Consider the following 25,391-nt stretch of genomic DNA (forward strand, 5'->3'; position numbering starts at 1 on the left):
GGGTAGCCCTGCCATATGTACCGGCGTACAAGGCGATATAATTCCTTTTCATCGTCTGCCGCCTGTTCAAAAATCCAATGTGGTAACAACACTCTGTGCGGTACAGAATTCATTGAGGCACTTGCATCTTGATAGCACGTAAATATTGAATTAAGCTATCTGCTTCTTTCATTGTTAATAAATCCGAATTCTTATCAGGGATTTTGCATCTTTGCATAGCACCGTTATAAACTGTGTTAGGATCGGAACCATATGCTGTGGCAACTTCACTCAACAATTTTGCTATTTCATTGAACTGTTCCTGAGTCCTTAAACCTGAGTGACTAGGTTGATTTTTTTGTTGCTGTGGCTGACCACTGTTACTTGGCAGTTTTGGAGGAGCTTGATTCATATATTGATAATCGTTGCCGCTTGCTCCATTTGCATCATCATCCTTCTCGGTAGCCAGTCCTAACATAGCCGACAAGCTATAGCGCTTCATATAAGTAATCTGACCACCGAAATCTTGCATGCTGTTGGCTGCTGGGAATTTGAGTGGATAAGATTTCACATACTCTCCTGATTCATGCAGGAATATGGTTTCTACACAAGCCATTGTTAAATTGCCTTCAACGGTTGTATAGCTGTTCTGAATGATGGATAAATTATTTTGAACAAATATAGGTCTGACAGCATCCAAAATGCCATTGAGATCCGTGTATTCAAACGTATATGAACCGCCATTTTTGGTGCGAACATTTACTTTTGCATTATGTTTTGGTGTTTGAATAGTAGCCCATGCTTTAGCTAATGCTGCCGAAATATTTACATTACTCTCGGAAAAAAGCATATTCTTCCCCCTAGTTAGTTGATTTTTTGAAATCTTGGGCGTAAAATACAAAGTAACTATTTTTGCAAATATTTTTTTCAGACCACTGTTTGCGGCAGTGGTTTTTACTTTGTATAGGATTGAGCATAGAGAGTTGAACGTTCTACAAATCTCAATATCACAACTTCTCCATCTTTAGCGATTCCTTCAAGCCCTGTGTTCTTTACTTGTAAAAATCTAAATTCTTTTTGATCTGATAAACGCTTGAAGTAAACACGTATTTCAATCACCCACTTTCTGATGGAATCCCATCAAGCAGCCTATAACTGCAAAGCAATCCGTCAAGGGGAGGTACGGGTTATAGACTGCTTGACGAGAGCGAGTATCGTACTCGCAATCATCAAGTTTTGTGATATAATTATCGAGACTAATATAGTACTGCTGTTTAATCGCGCCAACGATTAAGCAGCTTGTTTATTGCCAGCAAGCAATAATGATTGGTACGCCAATAGCAACCATGACAATTCCGCATTTCACACAGAACTCCTTATGTTCTTGATCCCGGCCGTCATCTGGCATATACAAATAATTTACTAGCCATTTCACCATGCTGACCACCACTTCCCTACTGACACTAAGCGTTCTTGCAATGACAAATTACTCCATTTATTAACTTTTAATATTTTCATTAGCAAGTTTCTTCACCACCTTTAGGGAAATACCTCGCCTACTAAAATCTTGAATTAACCCACCAAAATTTTTGTTATCTTGTAGCTGGACTTCTAAACGTCTGATAGCATGTTCTGCCTTTTTAATCCGCCAAGCACATTCAGCTGCTAAGTTGTATGTACCGTGTTGTCTATGAAATGCCTTAGCTACTTGTAAATCCTCAATGCATGCTTTCTTTGCGGCTATTTCTAACTCCAATTTCTTTACATGATCCAATTGAAAATCCCTCCTATAAACATTGGTACTGTCTGTAAAAACTGCATTGCTGCATCTGCACTAAATAACGCTGCTACTACTGTGTCCTGTGAATTTGTAATTGCTGCAGTTCTGGCTAAAAAATTAACTTCGCAAGCGATGATATTTTGCTCGATACGACTGATAGTTGACTGCGTAGTATGCATAAGTTCCGCAAATGCTTCCTGCGATAATTTTGCTTTCTTGCGGCACTTTCTGATTAACTCTCCAACATTTACATGCAATGAAATCACCTCCTTATGCAGAAAGTGCATATTATGCTTACCACGCATGGTTTCTCTATTAAGTTATCTTTATAGTTGAGATATGAGATTGTTTGCCCCAATCTCTTCTACATACCTGTCCGAGTAGTTGTTTTTTTAGTAATCTTTATTCAAAATTTCATCGAGCACTTTAGCTGTGGGCTCTGCTAACCAAACCCTTTTGTATCTAGAGCCTAATTGTCTTTGGTGCTCCCTAATTCGAGGGTCACAAAGAATATATTTTTCTAATGACGCTTTACTAAATCTAGTTTCTCGAACTAGATCATCGATATCCCAATACAGTGTTCGTTTTCTAATGGTTGCTTGTACTATTTGATCGTACCTTTCTAATAGTTCCTTTTTAGAAAGGCCAGCGTTCTCCAGTACTAATTGAGTAATGTCCAAATCGTTTTTAATCACAGTCATTTGGCACCACCTTCAACAAGTTTTAATCCCTGTTGGTTGTATGCGTTGATTTCCATTCGTAGAGTTGTAGATGGCTGCCACATAGAGATAAATTTGATACTTTCAGCAAAACGTGTTTTAGGAATTTCTCCATACCTCGGGACTTCAAAATGATTTTTGAAATCTCGCCAAAAAGCTGAAAATACTTGACGGCTTATTTTTTTGTAGGCAATCGATTCTTTGCCACCTAAAGCAGCGATTACAACTTCTCGCCCACGTTTACTAATCTGAGACTCTTGATTGCCATCAATACGCATCGTTTTATAGAGTGATTGAACGGTTTCTTTCACTTCGCTCACCTCGACCTTTAATGTTTCAATCTCTTCTGATGTCTCAAGTGATAGTCTCATCGAAGCTTTCAACTGCTCTTTTTCTGATAACGGCGTTGGATGAAGCTGTTCCTCCAACGCATTAAACGCTTGGATGTACTTCAATTTGAACTCTAATGACTTAGACCCAGTGAAGCCCATTGCTAAAAGTGTGAAGCCATCTCGATTCACGTAAAACATTTTGTATGACTGCTTATTTTGCGGATGTTGATAAGAGCTTTCAAAGAATAAATTCTGGGTCTGCTCATTTTTGAGCAACCCTTCTATATCCCGTAAAACATTGCGATGCTCTTTGTTAAACGATTCCGCAATTTGCAAAGATGTTGTAACAGCTTGGCGGTTTTGAATGACGACTAATTGGTTCATGATAAAACCTCCTTTGTTAACTTATATACAAATTTATAGGCTTGCATTGTTTGGGTTCCGTCACTTATCAAGACCAATACAACTTTTTAAATTGCTGTTTTAGAAATTTTTTGTTCAAAAAAATTCTCTTCACTACATCTAAGTATTGATGCTAATAATGGAAGTTGCTCTGCCTTAAATGCATAAACGCCATTTTCATACTTTAGGTAAGTAGATGCATTCTTCATTTCCATTGCATTTGCTGCTTCTTGAAGTGTCATATTTAGTTCTTGTCGGCGTTGCTTGATAAAGTCTAAACTAAACACTTTCACAATTATCACCTCACTTTAAAATTGCTATTTTAGCAACTCCTTAAACATAATATAGCATTGCTATTTTAGAAATTCAAGCATTTTATTTCTATTTTAGAAATTATTTTATTTCTAAAATGGAAACATGGTATATTTAGTAATATGACTCACTGAAAGCGGTGAAAATATGAATATTGGAAAAAAAATAATTTCATTGCGGGAAAAGCGAGGTTGGACTCAAAAGGAGCTAGCTAATCGAGTTAATCTTAATGTTAGTGTAATGAATAGAATTGAGTCTAACGAAAGGCCAATTAAAGATAACGAACTATTGAATCTAGCTAATGTATTAGACGTTAGCACCGATTATCTTCTTGGCCGTATAGACAATTCAACCCCCACAACAGAAGAAAAAGACGAAGCCGAGTTCGAGGCTTTCGCCAACAACCCTACCCTGCAAAAATGGTACAAGGAGTTGCCTAAGTCTAAAGAAGAAGATTTGGAGAAGCTTCGTAAGATGTGGGAGATTTTGAAGGATAACGGGGAGATATAGAAACAATCTATATTATTTAGGGAGATTTTTAATGGATATAGAGGTGTTAAAAGAAGGAATAAATATCTACTTCCTTACCCTATGATAGAAGGATACCGAGGACGTGTAAGCAAATTATATGCCGAAGAACACGAAAATAGTGATTCATTCTATTTTATAAATCCATTCAAACTTCATGTACTTTTATATGATAAAAACACGCATTTACTTTTCTCAGAAAGTGATGATGACCAAATAGACATTTATTGACTGCTCACACATTTCAATAGTAACAGCAGAACCAAATAATGTACAAACAAGGACATGCGGCTACGCCATGTCCTTTATCACAACCCTAGGATGTAAAATAAATACTATATTGGATAATAAATATTTTTTTATATTTCGAGTTATATTAACTTACTATTTCGAATCAGTTTCTATACATAAAGTTGTAGCCTGACAAATTAAACTACATAAGGAGGTTTGCGTAAATGGGATTTCGTTTTAGAAAAAGTGTCAAAATAGCTCCTGGTGTGAAAGTGAATTTTGGTAAAAGAGGTACTAGTTTAACTGTAGGAAATAAATATGCACGTACTACATTCGGGAATGGTAGACAGACAAATTCTATTTCCCTTCCTGGCACGGGGCTTTCCTACTCTACCTCACAAACGACCAAAAGAAAAAAACGACCACAGAGAGTCGCTTATGAGTCTACTAACGTTGTAGTACCTGACATGTCACAAAACATACAAGAAGTCGAAAAACACAATGCATACGTCGCTATGCTAACTTCTGTTCATTTAGAAGTAGCAGATAATGTCGATTGGCACTTAGTTGCTACAGAGGACATATCGTACTTGTTAAATGAAGGTCCTAATGTAACATCTATTATGGATGAAATAGCTAACTACAAACCTACTTGGCGTGACAAACTTTTCAATCGTGTTGCGGCTAAGAAATTATTAATTGAAGAGCGCATACCCGAAGCTAAAGAATTAGATCTTACAATCCATCAAAAAAAGCAAAGGTTAAAAGATATTGCTCCTAGAATTTTGAATGGTGATAGCAATGTTTGGACTATCGCCTTAACTGATTATGCACCATTTGATGATATCGAAAGTTTTGGGAGCCATTTAAGTTTTGATATTCATGCCAATGAACTCATCGTGAATTTTACTGTCGGGAATGAGGATGTCGTGCCTAAAGAAACGTTGACTCTAACATCAACAAATAAAGTCTCTCGAAAGAAAATGGGTGTAATTAATTATTTGGCACTTTATCAAGATTATGTTTGCAGTTGTGTTATTCGAATTGCTAGAGAAGTATTTGCCATTCTCCCTACTGATTCTGTGCTTATCCATGTTTACGATTCTAGTCAAGCTGAACCATTACCAAGAATGGGCTGTATACTTTCAACACGTGTAAATAGAAGAGAACTAGAGTATTTAGACTTTGAAAATATAGACTGCTCTGATACCGTCGAAACATTTGAACATAATATGAAATATCTTAAAACAAAAGGGTTCAAGCTAGTGGAGGAATTAAGATGAATGGTTGCTTATTGTTGATTTTAGCTATAATTGCATTGGTAGTATTAATAAAATACCCTTTATTTATTATAGGTGTTGTTTTAATTCTATGGGGACTACGTGAATACAAAATTAATAAACATCTTAAAGCAAAATCTAAAGTAATACCCGCTATTATTATATTTGGTTGTATATTATCCCTTTCTGGATGCGTCCTAACTATTAATGGAGCACAAGAAGAAGAACGTCAAGCGGAATTAAAAAAACAAGAAGAATTAAAGAACCAACAAGAACTAGAGCGCAAGAAAGAACAAGAAAAGCAAGAGGAATTAGAGCGTCAGAAAGAATTAGAAAGACAAGCCGAATTAGAACGTCAAGAAGAATTAGAAAGACAAGCCGAATTAGAACGTCAAGAAGAAGCTAAAAAACAAGAAGAGTTAAAACAACAGCAAGAAGCCGAAGCTGCAGTGCAACAATCTAACTCACAGCAACAAAACACACCACAAAAAGAGTACTATCGAAATTGTACAGAGTTGAGAAAAGTTTATCCAAATGGTGTAGGTTCTGATCATCCTGCTTATGCTTCAAAGCATGATCGTGATAATGATAATTGGGCTTGTGAACGTTAAAATATCCTATTAAAACCCTACTTGTTATGGAAACATAAAGAAAGGACCGCATAAAGGCGATCCTGATAACAAATTGATGGCTGCAATAGCATTCGCCGATGATACAATTTACGATGCTGTAAGTAACTTCACAAAAGAGGGTGACGCTATGGATAAATTCTTAGGAAACCTTCAGAAGGTGCAACGCATAGGTATTGAGTAAGGAAACAATAATATACCCACGAGCGCCCAGCACCCTAAGTATAGCTAATTATTAATCTAAAAAGGACATGATAATTTCATGTCCTTTAAAAGCACTATAATTGGTAGTATTATTCATTTATGTTTTATATTATTTTTTTGCCATTGTTATAGGTATATTTACGCAAGAATTATTGACTACTAATATTAAAAAGATAGATTTAATACTTGAACTCCTATGAGGTATTTTTATTCAGAGGATAAAAAAAATACGCTTAAACTGAACTTGGTTAGGCTTTTGAAAGATAACCATAGGCATGCCTTTTAAGTATCTAGAATATATTTTTATAATTACAAGAATGAGGGTGTAAACTGGTGGTATTATTAGCTCAATCAATTCAAGATAATATTTTCAAATATCGATTCCAATATTTTTTAAATCAACATAATCAAAGAAAAACTGGTAATGCAAATGAGATAAAAGAACGTATACAAACTTTACTGGAAGTCCAACGCTTCAAAGAGTCATTTGAACAATTTCTTATACAAGAATTTAAGTATGGTAAGAATAAACAGATATTTTACTCTCACCTTTCATTAAGTGATGTAACATTATTACGTGATATGGATAAAATTGTACATTTCCTTGCTTTAAAGGAAATTCTCGTTACTTCTTATAACAATCTACTTAAACTTGAACCTGTGGATAATGATATATTATATCTTGATGTTATTAATAAAAATAATCGAATTCAATCTATTGAAATGTGTATTTATAAAGAAATAGCATCGAATAGCGAAGAAGGTGAAATACTTACTAATTATGTTTGGGTAGAATTTAATATTCTGGATAGATATTTGAATGTAAGATTACGTCCTCAGGCAAATATGGCAGATAGATTAACACCTAGAAAACTATATGAGCAAGTTCTTGAACAATTACGAGACTTGTTTAAGGTAATATTAAAAACAAAGATGGGCAACTCAGAAGAAACGCTTTATAAAATGTATAAGGAGTACATTACAAAATCAGAACTTCCTTATAGAGAACTAGTAGAGAATATGTCTCCTAAAATTATACAAGCTAATAAAAGTATACTTTCTTCACTACAAATTCCTGAAGACAGTGAATTATTTAATCATATTATTGGCAGGTATAAGCGATTAATTGAACGTATGTTAATAGTTGAAGACTTAGAAAATTACAATACATGTCATAATGATCGTGAGGCAATGGTTGAACGTATATCTGTTGCAGACGACTCTGGTGCAACTGCAAATGTATTATCTGGTGATGAGGATGGATTAGATGTAGCTACAATTTATTTTGATATAAGGGAAACTATTGATAGTTTAGGTAGGTTAAAAAAATTATGGATTAAATGGTTCTTTAGAGGGCAACCAGTAGACCATCAGATTTCTATGTTTGATGAAGAAAGCGAAAGACCTTTAATTAATTTCCAAAGTTATAGTACTAAAATTGAATGTTTCCCTACTTTTATTTTAATCTCATTTATGAAGGAGCAATATATAAATGAAAAAATCAGCGAACATGTATTTTCCTGTTTTAGAAGATTTGAAGAGAGTTAATAAAATAGAAATCGATTTACTTGATTGGTGGGTAGGTACACGAAAAAAGAATACTTGGAAGTATTTAAATCCACTTCAGTTTAGTGTAGATTGTGGAATTAGTGACGAAACAGCCTTGAACTTATTTGTTGAATGTACTTTACAGGAAGATGTAAAACTTTTTGAAGTAAGAACATTATTAAGATGTCCTCAATGTCGAACAGTTATATCTAAAGAAAATGGAACATTTAATATCGAGAATAAATTTCCTAATAAGTGCTCAGATTGTCGTGAATCAATTGATTATGAACTATTAAAGGATGACATTGAAATATATTTTTCACTTTTAGTTCCCCCATCCCCCACCACAATTTCTAAACACATGCCACTAGGTGGAGAAGCTAAGAAGGTAGTTGCACTAACGATTCAAAGTGCACAACAAATAAGTTCAAATGGGGCTTTAGCAAAGTTACTAGATTTTAATTGAAATGTTTGAGGTGTGAAATGTCTAAAAAACTTCAATTTAGTATAAAAGAAATTGTTAGTATACTTTTATTAACCGTGATTGTGTCATTAATTGTTTTTATGTGCGTGAGTATCGCTTATAACTATTTAGACTCCTCTCCTGAAATTGCTTCTGCTTTAATTGGTGCAGGCGGGAACTTTTCAGGAGGTGTTTTAGGTGGAATAGTTGCTTATATTGTTGCAGCATATCAAATTAAGAATTCTACAAAATTTGAAGATGTAAAATTAGCTAGGAAAATATCATCACTTTTGCTCCTTATAAAAGCTGAATTAAATCACAATATGAAATTAATTTCTAATTGTAAAGAAGATTTTGCAAATAGGAAAAATTTGGAACTCTTAAATACCATTACAATTGATGCATGGTTAAACAATGCTGATAAATTGGGAGAAAAAGTGTCAATAGAATTAATAGAAAGTTTGATAAATTGCACCGCTTTGATTAGTACATATAAAAGTACTACTGATGCTATAGAAGAAAATCTATCCAATGGAGTAATCCAGAAGATTACAGATAACATTCAAAAAATAGAAATAGAAATTACAAATTTAAAAGGTTAATAGGATTAACCCTACTTTTAAATAGTAGGGTTTTGTTATACAATAAAAAAGAACACACGTTCTTTTTTATTGTCTTTATAGGGGTTGATTTACATGCACTATACACATCTCGAAGACTATGTCCAACAGTTCTACACTCGCCTAGGCATTACAGACCCTACCCTGCTGCATGTTGAAGAAGTGGCTTTTAGAATGGGATTAAAAGTTTTTTATTGGCCAGATAAGAGTCAGGCCTTATTTATTAATGGACGGCATTATATTTTTCTTAATGAAAATCAATCGCCACAGCTACAATGGCAAGACTTTTGCCATGAGCTATCACATGTCCTATTACATACAGGTGATCAATTTCATATGTATCCCCTATTTCGCGAGTACCAGGAATTCAAGGCCAACAGTTTTATGTACCACGCTTGTATTCCTACTTTTATGTTGGAGGCTTTGTCAATAGACGATCATACACCACAAACAATTATGAAAGTAATGCAAATCTTTAACGTAGAATACAATTTTGCTTATAGGAGATTAACACAATATAACAATAAACAGATTATGCAGAGGTTGCATAACATGGCCTGTCTAAATATGAGATGATGAATATAGGACAGTTCATAAGTGAGTTTAATATAGGTTATCTGCTTCAAATTACTGTGAAAGGAGTGATGTTCTAATTGTCCTTAAACTCTAATCAATGTACCTGTCCGGGTCAGTTAGATAGGAAGTGGACGATATGGTTAGAAAGAAACTTAATAGTACTAAAAAGGAAAATATTTATTGGTATTATGATTCAAACAAGCAGAAGAAATATGCCTACCGTTACAAATTTTATGACCATACTGGAGTACGTAGAGAAAAAACAAGACAAAACTTTAACTCTAGTATCGAAGCTGAAAAAGCATTAACAGCATTAAAGGCTACTGTTTTAAATGGTGGAGAAAAAATAATATTTAATGAAAACATGACAATTGCTCAATGGGTAGATATTTATTTTGATCGTAAAAAATCAAAGTGGAAAGGTACCTCCCCTAAAACTTATCGTAACGTAATTGAAATTTACATTAAACCTTATATTGGTAGATATAAGCTATCTCGACTGTCCAAAAGTTTATACCAATCTGAATTTATTGATAAATTATCTTTAATAGCTGCTCCAAAAAGCATTCAAATGTATCATAATTTTTTCATTGGATGTATTAATGCTGCTGTAGAAGATGATATTTTGGATAAAAACCGCATTGCGAAAGCTGAATTACCTAGGATAGAAAAAATTAATAATGATGAAGTCGAGGGCAATTATTTAACTCCGACTGAGCTAGAATACTTACTTAAATGTGTAAAGCAATCTTGTGATATTTCAAGATATACTTTAATTTCTATTCTAGCAGCTACTGGTATGAGACGTGGCGAAGCTGGAGGTTTACGTTGGTCCGATATAGATTTTAAGAATAATCTAATTTACATCAATCGTACTCGTGATTTTTATGGGGAGCGCTCTGCTAAAACACTAAATAGTATCCGTTGTATTGATATGACTGAGGTACTAAGTAAACAATTAGATCGTTATAGAAAATGGTGTATCGAAAGAAAATTAATTTTCGGGATTCAACATAGTGAGGATGACCTTGTCTTTATAAGTAAAACATGCAAGCCTCTTAATCAAAATGCAGCTAGATTAACGCTAATCTTAATGCATGAATTATATGACGTTAAACTCATCTCTCCTCATGGTTTACGACATACATTTGCTACCATCTCAATTGCATCCGGTACACCGCCAACAACGATTGCCAAAATCCTTGGTATGACTACTTCTACTCTTTTAAAAACATACGCCCATTCGTTTGCAGATCGAGAGAAAAAAGCAATGCAAGTTCTAAGTGAAATAGTTAATTTCGATTAAAACACTATTTTTCATTTAAAATGGGGCACTTTTTGGGGCACCAATGCGGTTAGCCCCTCCCCAACCCTTGATAATCAAAGGGTTTATAAAAAAATAACTATAAGCATAACTTATGACCTTGGTTTCTATCCTGATGTTTTTAATTTTTTGATGTGCATAATATCAAGGTTTTGTATTAATGAAGGTTTCTATACCTGTCTAACGAAGCATATCTAAGTGTATTTAACTGGGGCACTTTTTGGGGCACTTGCTGGGGCACCTGTAACTTTTTTTAAAATGGTGCCCCAGTTCGTAAAAATGTAGATAAAGAAGGTTTGGACAGGTACTATTTTATAAGGAAAGAACTATATATAAATTCCTTTAAAGTTAATAGTATTTCTTTGTCACAATCTGTGGCATTTTTTTGATTAAACAAATTTCTACTATATAAATACATTTTTATTATGGTACCTTCTAGTGGTTCATCTCATTTGTAGATGCTAAAGAATTTTGTTTGCTTTCTCACATTGCTTCAGTAATGCCTTCGCAATTTATTCCAAATCATATTACACGATTCATGTGTTTGGGCGCCTATTTCCTTGTTGGTTTTTTACTATCATATTTGAAAGCCTTTAAAATCTTTCTTTGAAATTAATGCTTATAATATTTCATCTCTTTTGACCATTCCTATTACGTTATAACCCTGTGTCCTTAAAGCCCATCGTCTGTTAGTACTTCGTGTTCTTCATGTGCTAAATGTAAGCTTGATAAACCAATAATGGGTACATTATCTGGCTTACGTTTAAAAAATTTTTACTGGCACTATTACTTCAGCTCATAATCTTCGTCCGTTTTTACAGATTTTTACACAGGGATGTTATAAATAGATTAGTGACTATTATTGATATATACAAACTATGCCAAATTCCCTAAAATGGTAAATAGTAGATAAACAAATTGAGGTGAATATCGATGAATAAATGTCCTAATTGTTTAGCCAATAATTCTTTTACGAAAGTACAAAAAGATGGATCTGTTATTGAGATATGTGAATATTGTAATACTATTAACGAGGTTACTACAGCAACAAAGGCGATTATTACACCCGAAAACAAACCCAAAAGCATCGATCCCGTTGACACGGTTGTACATGTCGTTTATTTTTTCTTTTTTGTCTTCATTTTCTGTATTATTATTTTATTGCTTGATCAATGAAGCAAAGCCCATTTACTCGTAGTTAAATGAGCGCCTGGGCTTATACAACTTTTCTGTTTTACACTCGTTGTTATAAATGATCTTTAATGATCATCAATCCTAACAAATCAACAATCTCCGTACACGTACTTGTACATACGTTCTACCTACTACAATCAACACGGAAAGGGTTTTAATTTCATTAAGCATGACTTTTGCTTCTGTAAATTTCACCTCTTTTACTACCTCTAAGCCATTCAAAATATCCAATTTGAATTGCGCATCGGTAATCTTTATCCTTGCAAATTAATCAAAAGGGTCTCTATGTGTAGTACCATCCTAGTTAGCATTGATTTCTTCAGTAGTCATTTTCAGTACTGCCTCTTTTGTCAATGCTGTAGGGTTACCGCCTTTTGGTGGTGGTGGCGTTCCTCCATCTTTGAAGCGTTTATCAACTTCTGCTTGTACAGCCGCATTAATTCAGCTTCTAAGATGCCTAAATTAGCAGTTGTCTTTTCTGCATCCTCACCTACAAAGAACTCTACTAATTTAGCTGGTAAACTCTTTTCTGTTGCAGTAGACAACGCTTGATTAACTAACTTTTCGCGCGTAGCTTCTTTTTGAGACTGCTCAAATTGTGCTTTTAAGTCGCGTAACTGTTTCGCTTCCTCCGATTCAGGTGGGTAACGCTTGGAAATCTCATCTTCTAATTTCTTTGGAAGAGTTTTAGTTTCGTACGTTTTAATCGCATCAGTTACTCGAGTATCAGCAAATGATTGAAGCCATTTCTTACCCTCATCATCGTCGTTTAGAAATGATTGAACCGATTCAAGTGTCAATGTAGCCCCTTGACCGTTTCCTCCTGATGCTGGCTCCGGTGTAGGTTCAGGCGTTGGCTCTGGATTAGGATCTCCTTCTCCCGCAAGCATTTGAATATCTAAGGGTAATAAAGTTTTAAGGTTGAATGGATTGTATTTCATGTTTTCCTCCTTGCCCAATTTAGTTATTCAATTGAATCCCTAAACAGTTCAAAAGTGTATTTGTTCTCGTTCTTTATAGCGTCTGCGAGAATAAAGACAAAAATAAAAAGCCATTCAAAATGAATGACTTGTGTAGATTTTTTTATGAGAACAAGTCTAAAGAACATGCTTGAAAAAACAAATTCCATAATATGCTCTAATATCCGTAGAAGTTTGAAACCAAAGCTACACTAAAGTACCTCTAATTTTAGTATTCATTAGAAACTAGATACATATTTGTCAAAGTAATATTCAAATATCTCATAAGTGACTTGTGCTTCACTGATATTTACTTTAAGAAGATTTTCAACGTCAATTACCTGAATTTCTTCTATATTTTTACTGTATTTAGAATTTTCATAAGCATTAAGCATGTCATAAAAAAATTCACAATGGATTGAACAATGATAACCGTCACTATACCCTCCAGCATTAATAAGAAAACTTGCCCAAGATATTTGACGGTGCCTATATTTCAAAAATAAACAAGCCAAATAGAAATCATTTAATTCAGGAAATTTTTCAAAGGGTTCTGAATATGCAAATTCATTTACAATTCTTACTGCATTGTTTTGGAATTTTGTTAATGAAAGTTCTATAATCCAGTAAGGAGGACTTTCAGATTTATCAATAATATCATCACAAAATAAGGAATAATGCTTATATGTTATTAAGCCAGAATCAATCATCTCCCCTATTTTCCAAGCAAGAGATTTGTTCAAATTAATTTGCAACATTATCCCTCCTTTATTTTTTTAATTATGTGCTTAAAAAACTCACTACCGTTGCTTAACTAAACTGCTCTGTTAGTTTCTCAAATGGAGTTTGATTCTAGAAATATGGGCCCTCTTAATCCTCTAAATACGAAATAGGATATGGAGAGTAAACTACTGTATCTCCATCTTCATCTCGCTTTAAAATTATGATAAAATCTGCCCCATTACTATCATCCCCTCTAGGTATTGGAGTAATCAATGGAGGGCACCTTAATTCATTATATTTTTCTAATGTCCCATTAAAGTTATTAAGAGCAAACGTGACACGTTTATCTATAAGAGCAAATAATTTATCTACTCCACCTGTTTGCATATCAAAATAGTCAGGGTTCTTCTCTCTTTTTTCAATTAATTTCTCCTTGTATTCATTAACTGTTAAAAAACAAAACTCCCAATCAAGTGGAAGAAGCCCTCCCCCTAGCCAATAAATATTCACTATTTATACCTCCTTACCAATAATTTTAGTAGCCTTTAAAACCACCTATCAATTTTAACATAATTATCCAACGATGAAATCACCTATAATAAAACATGAAGGTTATCCAAATAACTCAAACTTCACCATTAAACTGTTTTCTCCAACCTTCGTAACTCACGAATGGTATCACAACGCTAGGAGGCTTAATCTGTTTGTATGCTTTGTTAAAAGCTTGTTTGTATGTCAAACCTAATTCGGACATATAAGCATCAATATGAGCAGCCAATTTCTTTTGGTATGGTATATCATCATGTAGTCTCTGCCTCACCTGTACTCTGGTAACTTGCCATTAACCATATAAACCGTATGGCAGCGACACTGGATATCCATTGAAGCAATGCCCCATAACCTCGGTGCTTTTGATTTCCACTTACCATAGTGATAGTAGCCATCTTTATCAGCTTTCTGGCCGTCTAGCTTTCTATGAGACTTACGAACCCTTATATCAAGTGACGACGACATCCACACCTTAGTTAACCTTGCTGTTTTACTCGCCTATTCCTCAATAGCTAAATCTACTTGTGATCTAACTCGACCACCTTCTGTACGAGCAACTAGGATAGCTTTTTTCCTTGTCCAACCCATAGCATTTTCAATCCTGATTGCCATGTCTGTATAGCTTTCACCAGCTTGTAGGCTCTGTGCTATCTCAATGTTTAATCGCCTGATAATATCGTTTCTATGAGCCTCAAATATCTTTGGAAGAGTAAGAAACTCAACAGGATTAGTTAACGCTGCTTGAATCACCTCAGCAGATGGTGTTTTAAAGCCCATTTCCTCACCTGTAGACTGTTGTAAGAGGTAAGTATCTCTCGATGTAAAGACGCTCCTGCGAAGCTTGTATGAGCTTAATAATCTCTTTGTAATCAGCGTTCAACTGTTGAGCAATTAACTTCATCTCTTGATTAAAGCGATTGTATTTGTTAACGTCTGTCCAAGTAGCTTGACCGTTCTTACCGAACTTCTTATGCATCTCAAGCATTTGAAATAGTATCGTCTTTAATCGTCGTGCAAAAACAATCTCAATATCCCTCTCAGCTTTAGCTTCTAAATCATCTAAGATATGATTGATTTCCTGTTGATTCATGACTCATCAACTTCTTTCGAATCTTCGTCATCTTTATTCAAAGGTTCAAGCCCATTAAGATATTGTCACTTTTTGGATAACGGTTTCAGCATATTTATCCCTGCAATTTCAAATCCAAGCTCTTCATATAATTTTCGTGCTCCTGTATTATTACCGAAAACATGAAGTTTAAAATAATAAATTTCTTTTTGTATTAAGAAGTCCTCTAAATGATTCATTGTTTCTGTTCCAAAGCCTTTACCCCTGTATTCTTCGAAAATATAAATTTCATATAGAAAAGCACTTTTCTTTTCTTCCTCAATTTTTAACCAAACAAAGCCTATTACCTTTTCTCCTCTTTGTATATCAAAAATGTGATGATTAGGTGTTTCAATTCCATTTGGTAGTAAACCTTTTAATTGTTTGAGTGCTTTGGTAGAAGGCTCATCTCCCTGTTCATGTATATTTTCAGATAAAACATCCGAAAATCTTTCAATCTTATTTTGGAAGTAATTCTCAAATTCATCTTTTGACATTTTTCTTAATACTATCTCTTCCATTATTGTCTGTCTCCTAGATATGTTTGACTTATCTATAATGTAACATTCATTCATCTTGAACTGAACTGCTTCGTAAGTTGAAAAATCAATACTTTTAGAATTAACTAAAAAGAAGTAGCCCTTCAGCTACTCCATCATTTGTTCCCATATATTATTTCTAACCCTAAATATCGTCGTACTGGATAATTTCATGCGCTTACCAATCGCTCGCATACTATCCCCATCAAGCAATCTATGAAGTACCTCAACCTCTCGATCCCCGTGGACTAATGGAATACGTTTTTGTATCTCCGCAATCTTTTGCTCATACTCCTTAATTCGATAATTTAGAGAATATACACGCCGTTGTACTTCTGTATACACTGGATCACTTGTACCCCCACTAGCTTTAGGCAATGTTGCCTCAATCCCATACATAGCCATTTTCGCCCCAATGTAGCTATTGTTATAAGCTTTCGCTACTGACTGTCTTGCTTCCTCAATCGTTTCTACCATCCATGGATAATTCTCAATCAACTGAAGTAAATTTTCTTTTGTAACTTTAATTTGCCCTTTTAACATTGGGTTGCCCTCCCGTGTTATAATAATATTGTAAGCACCGTCAAAGGGCATAAACTAATTCGAGCTGTAGCGTGTGACGACGCTGCGGCTTTTTCTATGTTATAATTTACAAAAAAAAATACATAATGAGGTAATTCAATGGACATATTTACAGATATATCGAGTGGCAGCAGTCTGTTGTTTTTTATACCACCACTGATCTTACTGCCAGTTGTTATGATAGGATGTGCAGTGATTTATAAAATCCTATTGGGCAGTATTTTGCCAAAGAAGGTTTACAACTTTTTGCTTGGCCCAATTGCCCTTCTTGGATTCTTTATTTGGGCTATCCCAATGAACATGGGATTTTATGAGTTTTTTAGAGCGATGTTTTAATAGCTCTATCATTTAATCCTCATATTGTACAGTAATGAATTATTTTTAAAATTTTAACCATACTAACCTTGCTTTAGCTAAAATTAGAAAAGGATGTGTAAGTATGGGTATTCTTGGTGGAAATCCAAAAGATGAACCGTTACATTACGGTGAAGTATTTGCTGTTTGGACAAATTTAATCACAGATTATGGTATAATTTCTGGCTACCAAACGTTTTATAATCATGCTGGTGACGAAGATCTCAAAAAAATTATTGAAGATATCATCGAACTTTGTAGAGATGAAGTAAAGCAATTAGAAAAAATTTTAAAAACGAATGGAATTGCTTTACCTCCAGCTCCTCCAGAGAGACCAGTTGCAAGAATGGAAGATATCCCTGCGGGTGCTAAATTTAATGATCCAGAAATTAGTGCTGCTCTTAGTGCTGATCTAGCTGTTGGATTAGTTGCATGCAGTCAAGCAATGGGGACTTCTACTCGAGAAGATATTGCTTTAATGTATGGTCAATTCCATGCAGCGAAAGCTCTAATCGGCGCTAAACTGCTAAGACTTAATAAAAATAAAGGTTGGTTAGTTCCGCCACCATTACATGTAGATTATCCAGAAAAATAATATTTTTACACGACAAACCGTTTCCCTAGTTTTAAACTGGGGTTTTTTCTTTGTCATAAATGTATAGGTAATCTTTATTGGCACAAATTAATTATTGAGTGTATCGCACGCACTTGCTGTGGCGCTGGTTGACCGTCACGGCCTCCAAATTAATTAGGGTCACTACCAGCTCTGTGACCCTTTTTTAGTTTCTTTCCTCATATTGTGCAGTAAACTACTGTTGAAGCTACATAATTTAAAGAGGTGTATTTTATAAATGAAAAAAGGTTTATCTGCTTTGATAATTTCAATTATTCTTGTTTTATTTTTCCTTCCAGAGAGAGGATTCGGGATAAATGAACCCACTCAAGACTCTAATGCACTTAGAATGCAGGATATGCTGATGCTCATGCTTACTCCTTATATTGAAAAAGATTTGACTAACTATTATTATCCAAAGATTTCAAAGGATTTTTCACCTCAGGTTACTCTATGGAAAATTGAAGTTATCGAAACTAGAAGAGTGAATGATTTTCGTGGCTTTATATTGCAAATTACATTTGAAATTGAACCTACAGGCATTCAGTATAATCCCATAGGGAAGGATCGAATGACCTATGAAATATCTTATGGACCTGAAGTTAAATTGATAAATCACACTCACCTAAAGACTTATAAATATCCACCAGAATAGTCAATTCTGTCTCCTGGTGGAACTATATGTGGACCATTATAGATATTGATTCTTTCACTCTTTATCCTCCTAAACATATCTTTCATTTCACTCCCTTTGACTTAACTTTCCTAAGTATGATTGTTTTCAAATGTCTATCCCATTTTCAAAACAAACTCAACTGCTCATAATTTTGCTTCTTGACAGGTAATTTCACTATTTCAGATATTTCGCACTCAATCTTTGTCGTTTGGTTCACCTTTTTGCTTATCGTTCACCATAACAGCTTCAATAAAATATATGTAATAACTTTTTGCTCTCAAAACTACACAAACCCCGCCCTCTCACCTCAAAGCATTTTGGCTGTTTGATGCAGTTTTCAAAGCAAAATAAAAAACCTTCATCCTAAAATGAAAGCTTAAATAGTGTGGTAATCCTATTGTCGAGTGCTCACTTTTGACATTCTGGCAGAGCGTACCACGTTATTTCGTATTGTATTTTAGATTTAAAGTGCATTTTCGTGCACTTTAAATCTATAGTAAGTTTGACGAAGTTCACATATAAACCACTCCTTTCAAAATTCGAACTATAAAAACAAAATTAATTTATAAATACAAAAAGCCACACCTTATTAGATGTGACTCGCAATAAAAAACTTATACTAATCTTAAAATTACAATAGAGGCACTGATAACCGAACTACCACTAGTTGTAGTATTTAATAAAGATATTGGAGTGGTATCAATACTTCTTAAAGTAAGAACATCCATTGCATTTAAAGTCGTGATCACTTCACCAGTTTGCCTTGTGGTAGGAGAATTACCCCCATAATTGGAACCTGCTATTTGGTTGTTGCCATTGAACAAAGCAAATGCAGAAGAAGGCGTACCTATAGCGAACACTTCATAGATAATAAGGTAAGTACCCAATTGGTTTATTATGATAGGTGTTGTTCCTGGTACATGTGTGACAAACTCTGCAGGAGTAATATTGCCATGTGTATTGAAAGTAATTTGACCATTATTCGGAATATCTGGTTGAGCAGTTGTATCATAAATATAAGCAAACTCTGGAAACCCCGTACCAACAGGTTGTTGTGGTACCTGTACTCCTTGATGGACATTCTTGTTATTACAACTTTCTTCACAATCTTCATGAATTCTGCTAACTCTTTTTAAAAATATAGACCAGCCATGTATGTCATGCTCCGAACTAATTTGCTCGGCGCAGGTCGGTCTGTCTTTCCCTAATAATTAGTAATTTATAAATACCAAGGGAGGAAAACCTCACCTCACCGTCCTGCCTCCCATTTTACAAGATAAATTTTTGAATACCTAATGTGTAACGTATATAACGTTTGTAACATGTATCACATTTAAACATTGATTAGTTTATTATTTTTCAATATTATTGCAAGCATCAAGTATGTAATTCATGAATTGGATAGTATCATCAATACGTTGTTTTTTAGATTTATAATAACGTATGTTCAATCCTTCTTTTATACTAATAGCTTCTTTTATAAGGTTATGCCATCTTTCTGGTATATGATTGATTGCATATTTACTAGCATCTACCTTTGAAACAATATCGCATTCTCTAAGTGTATAAAATTGACGTAACATCCCTGTAATAGACCACTCTACTTCCATATCGACAAATTTATTTGGTAACAGAAGAGCTATGGTCTTATATTTTTTTATTGTCTTCAATCGATTTAACCAATAGGTATTCATATTTTCTAAAACATATTCAATTAATATACTTTCATCAACATTAAAAACTAATGTGGTAACATCTGAACCCTTTATAGTGATTCCTTTGTTTTTTAAAATCCACCAAGTAATAGGGTTAGTACAATCATTACTCCATTTTGTTTTACCTTCATTTACGTATAAACAATTCTTTATCTCAGATTGTTTCTTACCAAAATCTTTATCTAGTAAATAACACCCATCCATTACTGTTTTCTTATATTTTTGATTTAGTTTTTCATGAAGATCAGATATTATTTTCACATCTGATTCAGTTAGGGATCGATTTACAACAGCAATAAAGTCAATATCACTAGAACCTTCTATGTAAGCATGAAGAGCAATTGAACCATGTAAATATAATGCATCCAGTGTATTAGGAATTTGATTTTCAAATAACGATAAATATTCATTTAAAAAACTTTGAACTTGGATAGGAACTTTAGAATCCACAGAAACTCTCCTTTTAATTCTAATCAATACTTATATTACTAAATAAATAATATAATTCCTATTTTTGATAAGGATTATTAATAGAAATTCCATTTGCCACTAAAAAAAGAGGACATAGAGCCCTCCCTTTCTTACGCCAACATCTGATAAACAATACTATTTTTTAATTCTTCGAATGCTCGTTGCTGATAAAGCCATATGTTGGCCTATTCACCGTTGCAAATTGCCATCTAACATCCAGTTCAACACTTGGACCTCTCTATCACCAGTAACTCTTACGATTAGATTTTGTACCTCTAAAAGCTTCTTCTCATATTCTGCAACATGTTTTATATTTTATGCAGAGGTTGCATAATCTGAAGATGATGAGTGATAGGGACAGGTCATAAGTGATAGCTACCAAGAGAGTAATTTCATTATGAAGATATTCTTTTTTTATTCGACACTTTTAAAATTAGGAATAGTATACTTTTTCTACTTTATATAATGTCTGCTCGATAGTGGAGCAGAGAACGGCATCCGCTTTGTAAAATTTAACTCGAAAGTATAAACTTTTCAAAAAGTTCTTTATATTATTTTTTTGCTTAAAGGCAGGGAGAAATTCTGAATTTTTCTCCACATCACCAAAACTTTGAATCCACTGCTCTACACAAGTCTGACTAAGTATTTTTCTATTTAAAACACTAATTATGGATTTGACCATTCTCTCATCTTCCCCATCGGAGTAAATTCGCTCTGTTATAGTCATCTTTTCGTAAACCAAATCGAGGATAGTTAAGAGGTCGCTTTTATCCAGTTCGGAACATTGAGCCAAATCATCTAAAGCATCTGCTGCATGGGCTATGGCATGAGCCCAGCCTTTTTCTTCATCATACCCACGGTAATCTCGCTCTTCTTGTACATTGTAAAATACTTTCTCTTTTATGTGATGAATTTGCTCTCTTGAGAGAAATGGTGATTCTCTATGCCTCGTTAAGAGGAGCGGTATGACTAGCATGGAGAAAGACCGAGTGAAGACAGAGTCTGTATTTGTTTCACCAAGCTTAAAAAGCAAATGGTTTTTATCCAAAACAACCGGTAAAAGTTTTTCTAGTTCGTTTGCGGTGAGAGATTTATCAGGAATCCAGTGTGATAAGGTTGTATAAATTAGCTCATCACGTAGTTGGGCATCCAAAGAGCCAATGTTATTTATCATTTCTAGTATCAACTGAAATCTATCGGGAGGTGCTTGGTACCCATTTTCTTTTATTACTATCAACTTTTCTTTTAAATTCATTTTACACGCTCCTATTAGAAAAATTTGTTTGAAATCAACCCTTTATTGATTGATTAGTAAAGTATTCAACTTATGCCTTTTCTTAATTCGCTCAGTTTTTCTACAACAAAATCATTCAAATCTTTTAGTAATTTATTTGAATCATTTATGTAATACTTATTATGCCATCGGAACGTTTCTTCTAGTTCATTTAAATTACCTATCGAATCTAATCTATTAATTATTATTTCGATATTCCGATTAACTGTATGTTCGTAACCATTAATTTGGTCTGATAAAATTCCGATGTAAATATTTTTTATAATTAAAGTATTTAAACAAACTGTTAATTCGTTTCGCAGTTTTTCGAGTTTCAGATTGTTTTCGACCAAATCCCTTTTAGCCATATCATAAATTCCGTCATCTTTACGTTTTAAAGAAAATCTATCCTCATATGTGTTCATTAAGATTTGGTGTGTTTTAGTTAATTCTGAAATTATCCATTATTTTTTTTTAGATTTGAGTAGATTTTATAATTTCATGGTTCAACTCTTCTGCTTTGGTAAGGATTAATGCAATGTAATCTCTATCCCTTGCCTGCTTATCTTGTTTTTTTAACGAATCCTCCACTGATTTTTTGTTTGCTTCGATAATGAAATAAGTAGTTACAATTACTCCTACCATTCCTATTATCCCACCCACTATACTACCTATAAGTCCATTATCAACATTTAATCCATCGATCATTATTGTATCAATTACGAATGATGTCCCTAAAATTAGGAAAACAAAAAAATATGATTCCAATAAAAATGTTTTAAATTTTATCTGACATTATTTAACCTCCCACTAAATCATAATCTGAGAGATAATAAATTGGAACAATTTTCTACAAATTCCACTTTCAAAACATCACCAAACTCTGCCCTCTCAACTCAAAGCGTTTTGGCTGTTTGATGCAGTTTTCAAAGCAAAAGAAAAAGCCACAACCCATATAAAGTGTACCCTTTGTAAAGGGTACACTTTAATTTTAGACGTGACCTTTAATATTATTTTACATTAGATTCTTTTTATGTAATTTTCTTCTAATTACTTTTTCAATGGATTCATATTTGGTAATTCCATTTTCTATTAGTGTTAATTTCGGAAGTGTAAAGTAAATTATTATTGCAGAAGTAATTCCAATAAGAGCACCTACCATTACATCTAATGGATAATGAACTCCTACCCAAATTCGTGAAATTCCGACTAATATAGCAAGCAAAATCCATAGAATCCATTTTCCTTTTTTAAATAACCAAAAGGACATACAGAATGAAAAAAATAATATGGTATGATCGCTTGGAAATGAATTATTTATTGCTTTTTCTATCAACTGATTTGTATTCGAAAGGACAGCAAATGGTTGGTGATTAAAATGTAATAACCCTGCAAATTTCCCTATAATTTCAGCCAAAACGAAAGCTATGCTTGCGCACATGAGCATTATTTTATTTTCTCTATCTTTGGTAAACCAGAACAGAATAACAAAAATAGCTAAGAAAATAACTGTGTATTCAGCAATAATAATCATTGGTAAATTGAAGAATTGAAATTCTTTTCCTAAACTATTAAGCATTCTAAATAAATCATTATTTATTTCTAATATATTCAAGACATTCTCTCCTTTATAGCTTATAAAGCTATGTTAAGAAAAAATGTATCTTTAAACCATCGTAAAAGGTGACAATTAATTGCTTAAGCTAACATTATTGTCACTTTGATTTGAAAGCCTTTATGATTAGTTGTATCAATTGCTCGTTTCTGACATACACGTACAAGTGAACGTGTTTATTTTACATATTCATAATGTATATTGACTCAATCTGAATAGTGAAATATTTACCAATTTATGTTATCCTTATATAAATTATTAGGAAGCCTCGGGGGTTGTTTTGTGTTGAAAATACATTCTACAAATAGATATATCATATTTATTTTTGGCATTACTTTGATGATAACTGGATTAGGAAGATTATCTGGTTTCTTTGAATATGATTCAGTTATTCCAAATCAATCTGTTGCACTACTATACATATCTATGGGCGTTTCTGTAATGTTCATTTCTTACTTTGTTAAACCCAAAAAAGAAAAAAGTTAAAAGTTTACCATTCCAGATCTTTCAAGCATGTTCCTCATATTGTGTAGTTAGAAACTGTAAACAACCATCCTTGAAATATCTCTTTAATTCTCTTTTCCTAACAACCATTTCTTTATTGTTATTTACTAATCTTACATACTTACTATTCTTTGTTAGCATGAAAGTATAACTTTCGTCTGTTTCTCCTTTAAAACCTATGATATAGGTTCTGCGATACTCTAATTTGTTAGGTAGCCAACCCAGTTTATGCCGTAACATAAATGGTTTCATAAAACATACCCCTTTATTATAAATTCATATAATTTACTGACAGCCCATATTGACTTTTGTACTTCTTCCATCAACCTCAAATACTCATATTGTGCAATAATCAAACCGAACCATATTTTCAAATATTACCTAATCATGTTATCCTTTTGTAAGTTATTACCTAAATATCAGGAGTTGTTATAAAATGAAAACACATTCTAAAATTGGACATATCATATTTGTTTTAGGCATCTTATCGCTTTCAATCGGATCAGCGAGATTAACAGGTGCCCTAGAATACAATTCATTTATTTCAAATAAATCTGTTGCAATACTTTTCATTGCTATAGGGGTTTCTGTTATGTTCATTTCATTCTTTGTAAAACCTCTAAAAGTTAAATAACTTTACAGAACAATATCTTTTAAATATCTAACTCCAATTGACCTGTTATTTCTTGTACATGATCATTCCAAGCAAGTTGATAATTACTTGCTATCAGAGTTAGCTGGAACAAATTTAAAAGCCTCTAACAGTCGAAGGGATAGTTGCAAACTACGTTTTAAAAAGACCATTAACGATATAACCAGTACTCATATTATTTTATAAGTGACCTGACTTTACTGAGAAAGTGAATTAATATCTTTATTACGAATATGAACAACTCCTGTATTACTAACTTTTATATTCACTTCTGTAATGCCTCTTTTTAATATATGTTCTATTGCATATCTAATCTCCCATTCTTTAACCTGACCAAGATCATTTGAAATACTAGCATGGCTGGATTTCTTATTTTCACTATGAATAATGACTGTCCCTTCACATTCATATACCTTTACAACACCACCCATAAAACCAGAAGCAATAGTTACAACATCAACTCTTTCCTTTGTTATATCTCGAAATGCTTTAGTTGGAAAATTATATATTTTCGCCATTTTGACCTCTCCTTCTACGGAACGTTTGTTTGTATTTATATTAGAACAAACATTCGCTCTTTAGCAAGGAGAAATTTATAAAAATAAAAAAACTTTGTTATATGATAGTGATTAAATTCCTTCTTCTAATTACTATAAGAACTAAGATTTAAAATATTAAAAACAAAAAAATCCAGGCTCATAATTAATTGAGTACCTGGGCTTTTTTGTCGTCGGAGTATTGCTTTTTTAGATTAACACTTCTACCTGTACAACTTCTGAACAAAATATCATTCAATCTTGGATACTTATATACAAAATTTTTTGAAAGAAGAGGTACACAAGAGTAAGAAGCTTGAAAAACAAGTATTAATTAAGGATGTTACCTCTATTGGAAATATTATTTATTTATGCTATATTTTTATAATGAATATAGGTAT

At 33.4% G+C, this 25,391-nt stretch carries 36 protein-coding genes; 14 read left to right on the forward strand and 22 right to left on the reverse strand.

The window, feature by feature from the left end:
* Positions 1-109: 109 nt before the first annotated feature.
* The 8 genes from MKY76_RS12835 to MKY76_RS12870 all read right to left on the reverse strand — a co-directional run bounded on the left by MKY76_RS12835 (position 110) and on the right by MKY76_RS12870 (position 3,505).
* Positions 110-829, reverse strand: coding sequence for an ERF family protein (locus tag MKY76_RS12835; protein ID WP_342556669.1), 720 nt, complete (start codon positions 827-829; stop codon positions 110-112).
* Between the two features lie 104 nt (positions 830-933).
* Positions 934-1,098, reverse strand: a complete 165-nt coding sequence (locus tag MKY76_RS12840; protein ID WP_342556670.1) for a hypothetical protein — start codon at positions 1,096-1,098, stop codon at positions 934-936.
* A 184-nt stretch (positions 1,099-1,282) separates the two neighbouring features.
* Positions 1,283-1,417 carry a hypothetical protein gene (locus MKY76_RS12845; protein ID WP_255409617.1) on the reverse strand — a complete coding sequence of 45 codons (135 nt, stop codon included), beginning with the start codon at positions 1,415-1,417 and terminating at the stop codon, positions 1,283-1,285.
* A gap of 60 nt (positions 1,418-1,477) precedes the next feature.
* Positions 1,478-1,753, reverse strand: coding sequence for a hypothetical protein (locus MKY76_RS12850; protein ID WP_342556671.1), 276 nt, complete (start codon positions 1,751-1,753; stop codon positions 1,478-1,480).
* Complete coding sequence (locus MKY76_RS12855) at positions 1,741-2,016, reverse strand: helix-turn-helix transcriptional regulator (RefSeq protein WP_205443823.1); 276 nt, start codon at positions 2,014-2,016, stop codon at positions 1,741-1,743. The genes MKY76_RS12850 and MKY76_RS12855 overlap by 13 nt, the downstream gene beginning before the upstream one ends.
* Before the next feature lie 135 nt (positions 2,017-2,151).
* Positions 2,152-2,460: a hypothetical protein gene (locus MKY76_RS12860; RefSeq protein WP_342556672.1), complete on the reverse strand. Its 309-nt coding sequence runs from the start codon at positions 2,458-2,460 to the stop codon at positions 2,152-2,154.
* The gene (locus MKY76_RS12865) at positions 2,457-3,194 is read right to left on the reverse strand and encodes an ORF6C domain-containing protein (protein WP_342556673.1); all 738 of its coding nucleotides are present in this window, start codon (positions 3,192-3,194) and stop codon (positions 2,457-2,459) included. The genes MKY76_RS12860 and MKY76_RS12865 overlap by 4 nt, the downstream gene beginning before the upstream one ends.
* 86 nt (positions 3,195-3,280) lie before the next feature.
* Positions 3,281-3,505: a helix-turn-helix transcriptional regulator gene (locus MKY76_RS12870; protein ID WP_312126315.1), complete on the reverse strand. Its 225-nt coding sequence runs from the start codon at positions 3,503-3,505 to the stop codon at positions 3,281-3,283.
* Between the two features lie 166 nt (positions 3,506-3,671).
* Between MKY76_RS12870 and MKY76_RS12875 the strand changes: the two genes are divergently transcribed.
* From MKY76_RS12875 to MKY76_RS12915, 9 genes are all read left to right on the forward strand, one after another.
* Complete coding sequence (locus MKY76_RS12875) at positions 3,672-4,034, forward strand: helix-turn-helix transcriptional regulator (protein WP_342556674.1); 363 nt, start codon at positions 3,672-3,674, stop codon at positions 4,032-4,034.
* A 473-nt stretch (positions 4,035-4,507) separates the two neighbouring features.
* On the forward strand, positions 4,508-5,566 hold the full coding sequence (locus MKY76_RS12880) for a DUF4236 domain-containing protein (protein ID WP_342556675.1): 1,059 nt from the start codon (positions 4,508-4,510) through the stop codon (positions 5,564-5,566).
* Positions 5,563-6,174: an excalibur calcium-binding domain-containing protein gene (locus tag MKY76_RS12885; RefSeq protein ID WP_342556676.1), complete on the forward strand. Its 612-nt coding sequence runs from the start codon at positions 5,563-5,565 to the stop codon at positions 6,172-6,174. The genes MKY76_RS12880 and MKY76_RS12885 overlap by 4 nt, the downstream gene beginning before the upstream one ends.
* 555 nt (positions 6,175-6,729) lie before the next feature.
* A complete protein-coding gene (locus tag MKY76_RS12890; RefSeq protein WP_342556677.1) occupies positions 6,730-7,944 on the forward strand; it encodes a hypothetical protein in 1,215 nt (404 codons plus the stop codon).
* On the forward strand, positions 7,889-8,410 hold the full coding sequence (locus MKY76_RS12895; RefSeq protein ID WP_342556678.1) for a hypothetical protein: 522 nt from the start codon (positions 7,889-7,891) through the stop codon (positions 8,408-8,410). Before MKY76_RS12890 ends, MKY76_RS12895 begins: the two co-directional genes overlap by 56 nt.
* A 17-nt stretch (positions 8,411-8,427) precedes the next feature.
* Positions 8,428-9,009, forward strand: a complete 582-nt coding sequence (locus tag MKY76_RS12900) for a hypothetical protein (protein ID WP_342556679.1) — start codon at positions 8,428-8,430, stop codon at positions 9,007-9,009.
* A 93-nt stretch (positions 9,010-9,102) separates the two neighbouring features.
* Positions 9,103-9,603 (forward strand): ImmA/IrrE family metallo-endopeptidase, encoded by a 501-nt coding sequence (locus tag MKY76_RS12905; RefSeq protein WP_342556680.1) that lies wholly within the window; start codon positions 9,103-9,105, stop codon positions 9,601-9,603.
* 136 nt (positions 9,604-9,739) lie between these two features.
* Positions 9,740-10,909, forward strand: a complete 1,170-nt coding sequence (locus MKY76_RS12910) for a tyrosine-type recombinase/integrase (protein WP_342556681.1) — start codon at positions 9,740-9,742, stop codon at positions 10,907-10,909.
* Positions 10,910-11,860: 951 nt separating this feature from the next.
* Positions 11,861-12,103: a hypothetical protein gene (locus tag MKY76_RS12915; protein WP_342556682.1), complete on the forward strand. Its 243-nt coding sequence runs from the start codon at positions 11,861-11,863 to the stop codon at positions 12,101-12,103.
* A gap of 368 nt (positions 12,104-12,471) precedes the next feature.
* On the opposite strand, the gene MKY76_RS12920 is transcribed toward MKY76_RS12915, so the two are convergent.
* From MKY76_RS12920 to MKY76_RS12950, 7 genes are all read right to left on the reverse strand, one after another.
* A complete protein-coding gene (locus MKY76_RS12920) occupies positions 12,472-13,062 on the reverse strand; it encodes a DUF4355 domain-containing protein (RefSeq protein ID WP_342556683.1) in 591 nt (196 codons plus the stop codon).
* A gap of 257 nt (positions 13,063-13,319) precedes the next feature.
* A complete protein-coding gene (locus MKY76_RS12925) occupies positions 13,320-13,838 on the reverse strand; it encodes a hypothetical protein (RefSeq protein WP_313869755.1) in 519 nt (172 codons plus the stop codon).
* 112 nt (positions 13,839-13,950) lie between these two features.
* The gene (locus MKY76_RS12930) at positions 13,951-14,313 is read right to left on the reverse strand and encodes a hypothetical protein (protein ID WP_232540661.1); all 363 of its coding nucleotides are present in this window, start codon (positions 14,311-14,313) and stop codon (positions 13,951-13,953) included.
* Positions 14,314-14,850: 537 nt separating this feature from the next.
* Positions 14,851-15,129 (reverse strand): hypothetical protein, encoded by a 279-nt coding sequence (locus MKY76_RS12935; protein WP_313869758.1) that lies wholly within the window; start codon positions 15,127-15,129, stop codon positions 14,851-14,853.
* A 4-nt stretch (positions 15,130-15,133) separates the two neighbouring features.
* Positions 15,134-15,442 carry a hypothetical protein gene (locus tag MKY76_RS12940; RefSeq protein WP_326140931.1) on the reverse strand — a complete coding sequence of 103 codons (309 nt, stop codon included), beginning with the start codon at positions 15,440-15,442 and terminating at the stop codon, positions 15,134-15,136.
* Between the two features lie 65 nt (positions 15,443-15,507).
* Complete coding sequence (locus MKY76_RS12945) at positions 15,508-16,035, reverse strand: GNAT family N-acetyltransferase (RefSeq protein WP_313869760.1); 528 nt, start codon at positions 16,033-16,035, stop codon at positions 15,508-15,510.
* Between the two features lie 72 nt (positions 16,036-16,107).
* Entirely contained in the window at positions 16,108-16,542 is a 435-nt protein-coding gene (locus MKY76_RS12950) for a hypothetical protein (protein WP_342556684.1), read from the reverse strand.
* 138 nt (positions 16,543-16,680) lie between these two features.
* Here MKY76_RS12950 and MKY76_RS12955 point away from each other — a divergent pair, with 138 nt between their 5' ends.
* The 3 genes from MKY76_RS12955 to MKY76_RS12965 all read left to right on the forward strand — a co-directional run bounded on the left by MKY76_RS12955 (position 16,681) and on the right by MKY76_RS12965 (position 18,203).
* Positions 16,681-16,917 carry a hypothetical protein gene (locus MKY76_RS12955; protein WP_313869762.1) on the forward strand — a complete coding sequence of 79 codons (237 nt, stop codon included), beginning with the start codon at positions 16,681-16,683 and terminating at the stop codon, positions 16,915-16,917.
* Between the two features lie 103 nt (positions 16,918-17,020).
* Positions 17,021-17,530, forward strand: coding sequence for a DUF3231 family protein (locus tag MKY76_RS12960; RefSeq protein ID WP_342556685.1), 510 nt, complete (start codon positions 17,021-17,023; stop codon positions 17,528-17,530).
* 256 nt (positions 17,531-17,786) lie between these two features.
* Positions 17,787-18,203, forward strand: a complete 417-nt coding sequence (locus tag MKY76_RS12965; protein WP_342556686.1) for a DUF3888 domain-containing protein — start codon at positions 17,787-17,789, stop codon at positions 18,201-18,203.
* Between the two features lie 1,373 nt (positions 18,204-19,576).
* Here MKY76_RS12965 and MKY76_RS12970 read toward each other — a convergent pair.
* From MKY76_RS12970 to MKY76_RS12990, 5 genes are all read right to left on the reverse strand, one after another.
* Positions 19,577-20,389 (reverse strand): aminoglycoside adenylyltransferase domain-containing protein, encoded by an 813-nt coding sequence (locus MKY76_RS12970; RefSeq protein ID WP_342556687.1) that lies wholly within the window; start codon positions 20,387-20,389, stop codon positions 19,577-19,579.
* Between the two features lie 454 nt (positions 20,390-20,843).
* A complete protein-coding gene (locus MKY76_RS12975) occupies positions 20,844-21,665 on the reverse strand; it encodes a DUF2785 domain-containing protein (RefSeq protein WP_342556688.1) in 822 nt (273 codons plus the stop codon).
* A 65-nt stretch (positions 21,666-21,730) separates the two neighbouring features.
* Complete coding sequence (locus MKY76_RS12980; protein ID WP_342556689.1) at positions 21,731-22,051, reverse strand: hypothetical protein; 321 nt, start codon at positions 22,049-22,051, stop codon at positions 21,731-21,733.
* 106 nt (positions 22,052-22,157) lie between these two features.
* Positions 22,158-22,328 carry a hypothetical protein gene (locus MKY76_RS12985; protein WP_158539189.1) on the reverse strand — a complete coding sequence of 57 codons (171 nt, stop codon included), beginning with the start codon at positions 22,326-22,328 and terminating at the stop codon, positions 22,158-22,160.
* A 370-nt stretch (positions 22,329-22,698) separates the two neighbouring features.
* A complete protein-coding gene (locus MKY76_RS12990) occupies positions 22,699-23,298 on the reverse strand; it encodes an undecaprenyl-diphosphatase (RefSeq protein ID WP_342556690.1) in 600 nt (199 codons plus the stop codon).
* A 282-nt stretch (positions 23,299-23,580) separates the two neighbouring features.
* Between MKY76_RS12990 and MKY76_RS12995 the strand changes: the two genes are divergently transcribed.
* Positions 23,581-23,784 (forward strand): hypothetical protein, encoded by a 204-nt coding sequence (locus MKY76_RS12995; RefSeq protein WP_231595622.1) that lies wholly within the window; start codon positions 23,581-23,583, stop codon positions 23,782-23,784.
* A gap of 21 nt (positions 23,785-23,805) precedes the next feature.
* Here MKY76_RS12995 and MKY76_RS13000 read toward each other — a convergent pair whose 3' ends face one another.
* Positions 23,806-24,054, reverse strand: a complete 249-nt coding sequence (locus tag MKY76_RS13000) for a hypothetical protein (RefSeq protein ID WP_054550260.1) — start codon at positions 24,052-24,054, stop codon at positions 23,806-23,808.
* Between the two features lie 184 nt (positions 24,055-24,238).
* Between MKY76_RS13000 and MKY76_RS13005 the strand changes: the two genes are divergently transcribed.
* A complete protein-coding gene (locus MKY76_RS13005) occupies positions 24,239-24,436 on the forward strand; it encodes a hypothetical protein (protein WP_054550261.1) in 198 nt (65 codons plus the stop codon).
* A gap of 215 nt (positions 24,437-24,651) precedes the next feature.
* On the opposite strand, the gene MKY76_RS13010 is transcribed toward MKY76_RS13005, so the two are convergent.
* Complete coding sequence (locus tag MKY76_RS13010; RefSeq protein ID WP_048392662.1) at positions 24,652-24,972, reverse strand: DUF1827 family protein; 321 nt, start codon at positions 24,970-24,972, stop codon at positions 24,652-24,654.
* Positions 24,973-25,391: the final 419 nt, after the last annotated feature.

The sequence above is a fragment of the Lysinibacillus sp. FSL P4-0201 genome (assembly GCF_038593425.1).
GTDB lineage: Bacteria > Bacillota > Bacilli > Bacillales_A > Planococcaceae > Lysinibacillus > Lysinibacillus capsici.

Coding starts and splice junctions, on each gene's coding strand:
- MKY76_RS12955 (WP_313869762.1), top strand. CDS start 16,681: ATGGACATATTTACAGATATATCGAGTGGCAGCAGTCTGTTGTTTTTT.
- MKY76_RS12960 (WP_342556685.1), top strand. CDS start 17,021: ATGGGTATTCTTGGTGGAAATCCAAAAGATGAACCGTTACATTACGGT.
- MKY76_RS12935 (WP_313869758.1), bottom strand. CDS start 15,129: ATGGGCTTTAAAACACCATCTGCTGAGGTGATTCAAGCAGCGTTAACT.
- MKY76_RS12965 (WP_342556686.1), top strand. CDS start 17,787: ATGAAAAAAGGTTTATCTGCTTTGATAATTTCAATTATTCTTGTTTTA.
- MKY76_RS12860 (WP_342556672.1), bottom strand. CDS start 2,460: ATGACTGTGATTAAAAACGATTTGGACATTACTCAATTAGTACTGGAG.
- MKY76_RS12950 (WP_342556684.1), bottom strand. CDS start 16,542: ATGTTAAAAGGGCAAATTAAAGTTACAAAAGAAAATTTACTTCAGTTG.
- MKY76_RS12915 (WP_342556682.1), top strand. CDS start 11,861: ATGAATAAATGTCCTAATTGTTTAGCCAATAATTCTTTTACGAAAGTA.
- MKY76_RS13010 (WP_048392662.1), bottom strand. CDS start 24,972: ATGGCGAAAATATATAATTTTCCAACTAAAGCATTTCGAGATATAACA.
- MKY76_RS12910 (WP_342556681.1), top strand. CDS start 9,740: ATGGTTAGAAAGAAACTTAATAGTACTAAAAAGGAAAATATTTATTGG.
- MKY76_RS12975 (WP_342556688.1), bottom strand. CDS start 21,665: ATGAATTTAAAAGAAAAGTTGATAGTAATAAAAGAAAATGGGTACCAA.
- MKY76_RS12925 (WP_313869755.1), bottom strand. CDS start 13,838: ATGTTGCAAATTAATTTGAACAAATCTCTTGCTTGGAAAATAGGGGAG.
- MKY76_RS12865 (WP_342556673.1), bottom strand. CDS start 3,194: ATGAACCAATTAGTCGTCATTCAAAACCGCCAAGCTGTTACAACATCT.
- MKY76_RS12875 (WP_342556674.1), top strand. CDS start 3,672: ATGAATATTGGAAAAAAAATAATTTCATTGCGGGAAAAGCGAGGTTGG.
- MKY76_RS12980 (WP_342556689.1), bottom strand. CDS start 22,051: ATGGCTAAAAGGGATTTGGTCGAAAACAATCTGAAACTCGAAAAACTG.
- MKY76_RS13000 (WP_054550260.1), bottom strand. CDS start 24,054: ATGAAACCATTTATGTTACGGCATAAACTGGGTTGGCTACCTAACAAA.
- MKY76_RS12845 (WP_255409617.1), bottom strand. CDS start 1,417: ATGGTGAAATGGCTAGTAAATTATTTGTATATGCCAGATGACGGCCGG.
- MKY76_RS12885 (WP_342556676.1), top strand. CDS start 5,563: ATGAATGGTTGCTTATTGTTGATTTTAGCTATAATTGCATTGGTAGTA.
- MKY76_RS13005 (WP_054550261.1), top strand. CDS start 24,239: ATGAAAACACATTCTAAAATTGGACATATCATATTTGTTTTAGGCATC.
- MKY76_RS12905 (WP_342556680.1), top strand. CDS start 9,103: ATGCACTATACACATCTCGAAGACTATGTCCAACAGTTCTACACTCGC.
- MKY76_RS12945 (WP_313869760.1), bottom strand. CDS start 16,035: ATGAATGAATGTTACATTATAGATAAGTCAAACATATCTAGGAGACAG.
- MKY76_RS12940 (WP_326140931.1), bottom strand. CDS start 15,442: ATGAATCAACAGGAAATCAATCATATCTTAGATGATTTAGAAGCTAAA.
- MKY76_RS12920 (WP_342556683.1), bottom strand. CDS start 13,062: ATGAAATACAATCCATTCAACCTTAAAACTTTATTACCCTTAGATATT.
- MKY76_RS12895 (WP_342556678.1), top strand. CDS start 7,889: ATGAAAAAATCAGCGAACATGTATTTTCCTGTTTTAGAAGATTTGAAG.
- MKY76_RS12900 (WP_342556679.1), top strand. CDS start 8,428: ATGTCTAAAAAACTTCAATTTAGTATAAAAGAAATTGTTAGTATACTT.
- MKY76_RS12835 (WP_342556669.1), bottom strand. CDS start 829: ATGCTTTTTTCCGAGAGTAATGTAAATATTTCGGCAGCATTAGCTAAA.
- MKY76_RS12985 (WP_158539189.1), bottom strand. CDS start 22,328: ATGGTAGGAGTAATTGTAACTACTTATTTCATTATCGAAGCAAACAAA.
- MKY76_RS12880 (WP_342556675.1), top strand. CDS start 4,508: ATGGGATTTCGTTTTAGAAAAAGTGTCAAAATAGCTCCTGGTGTGAAA.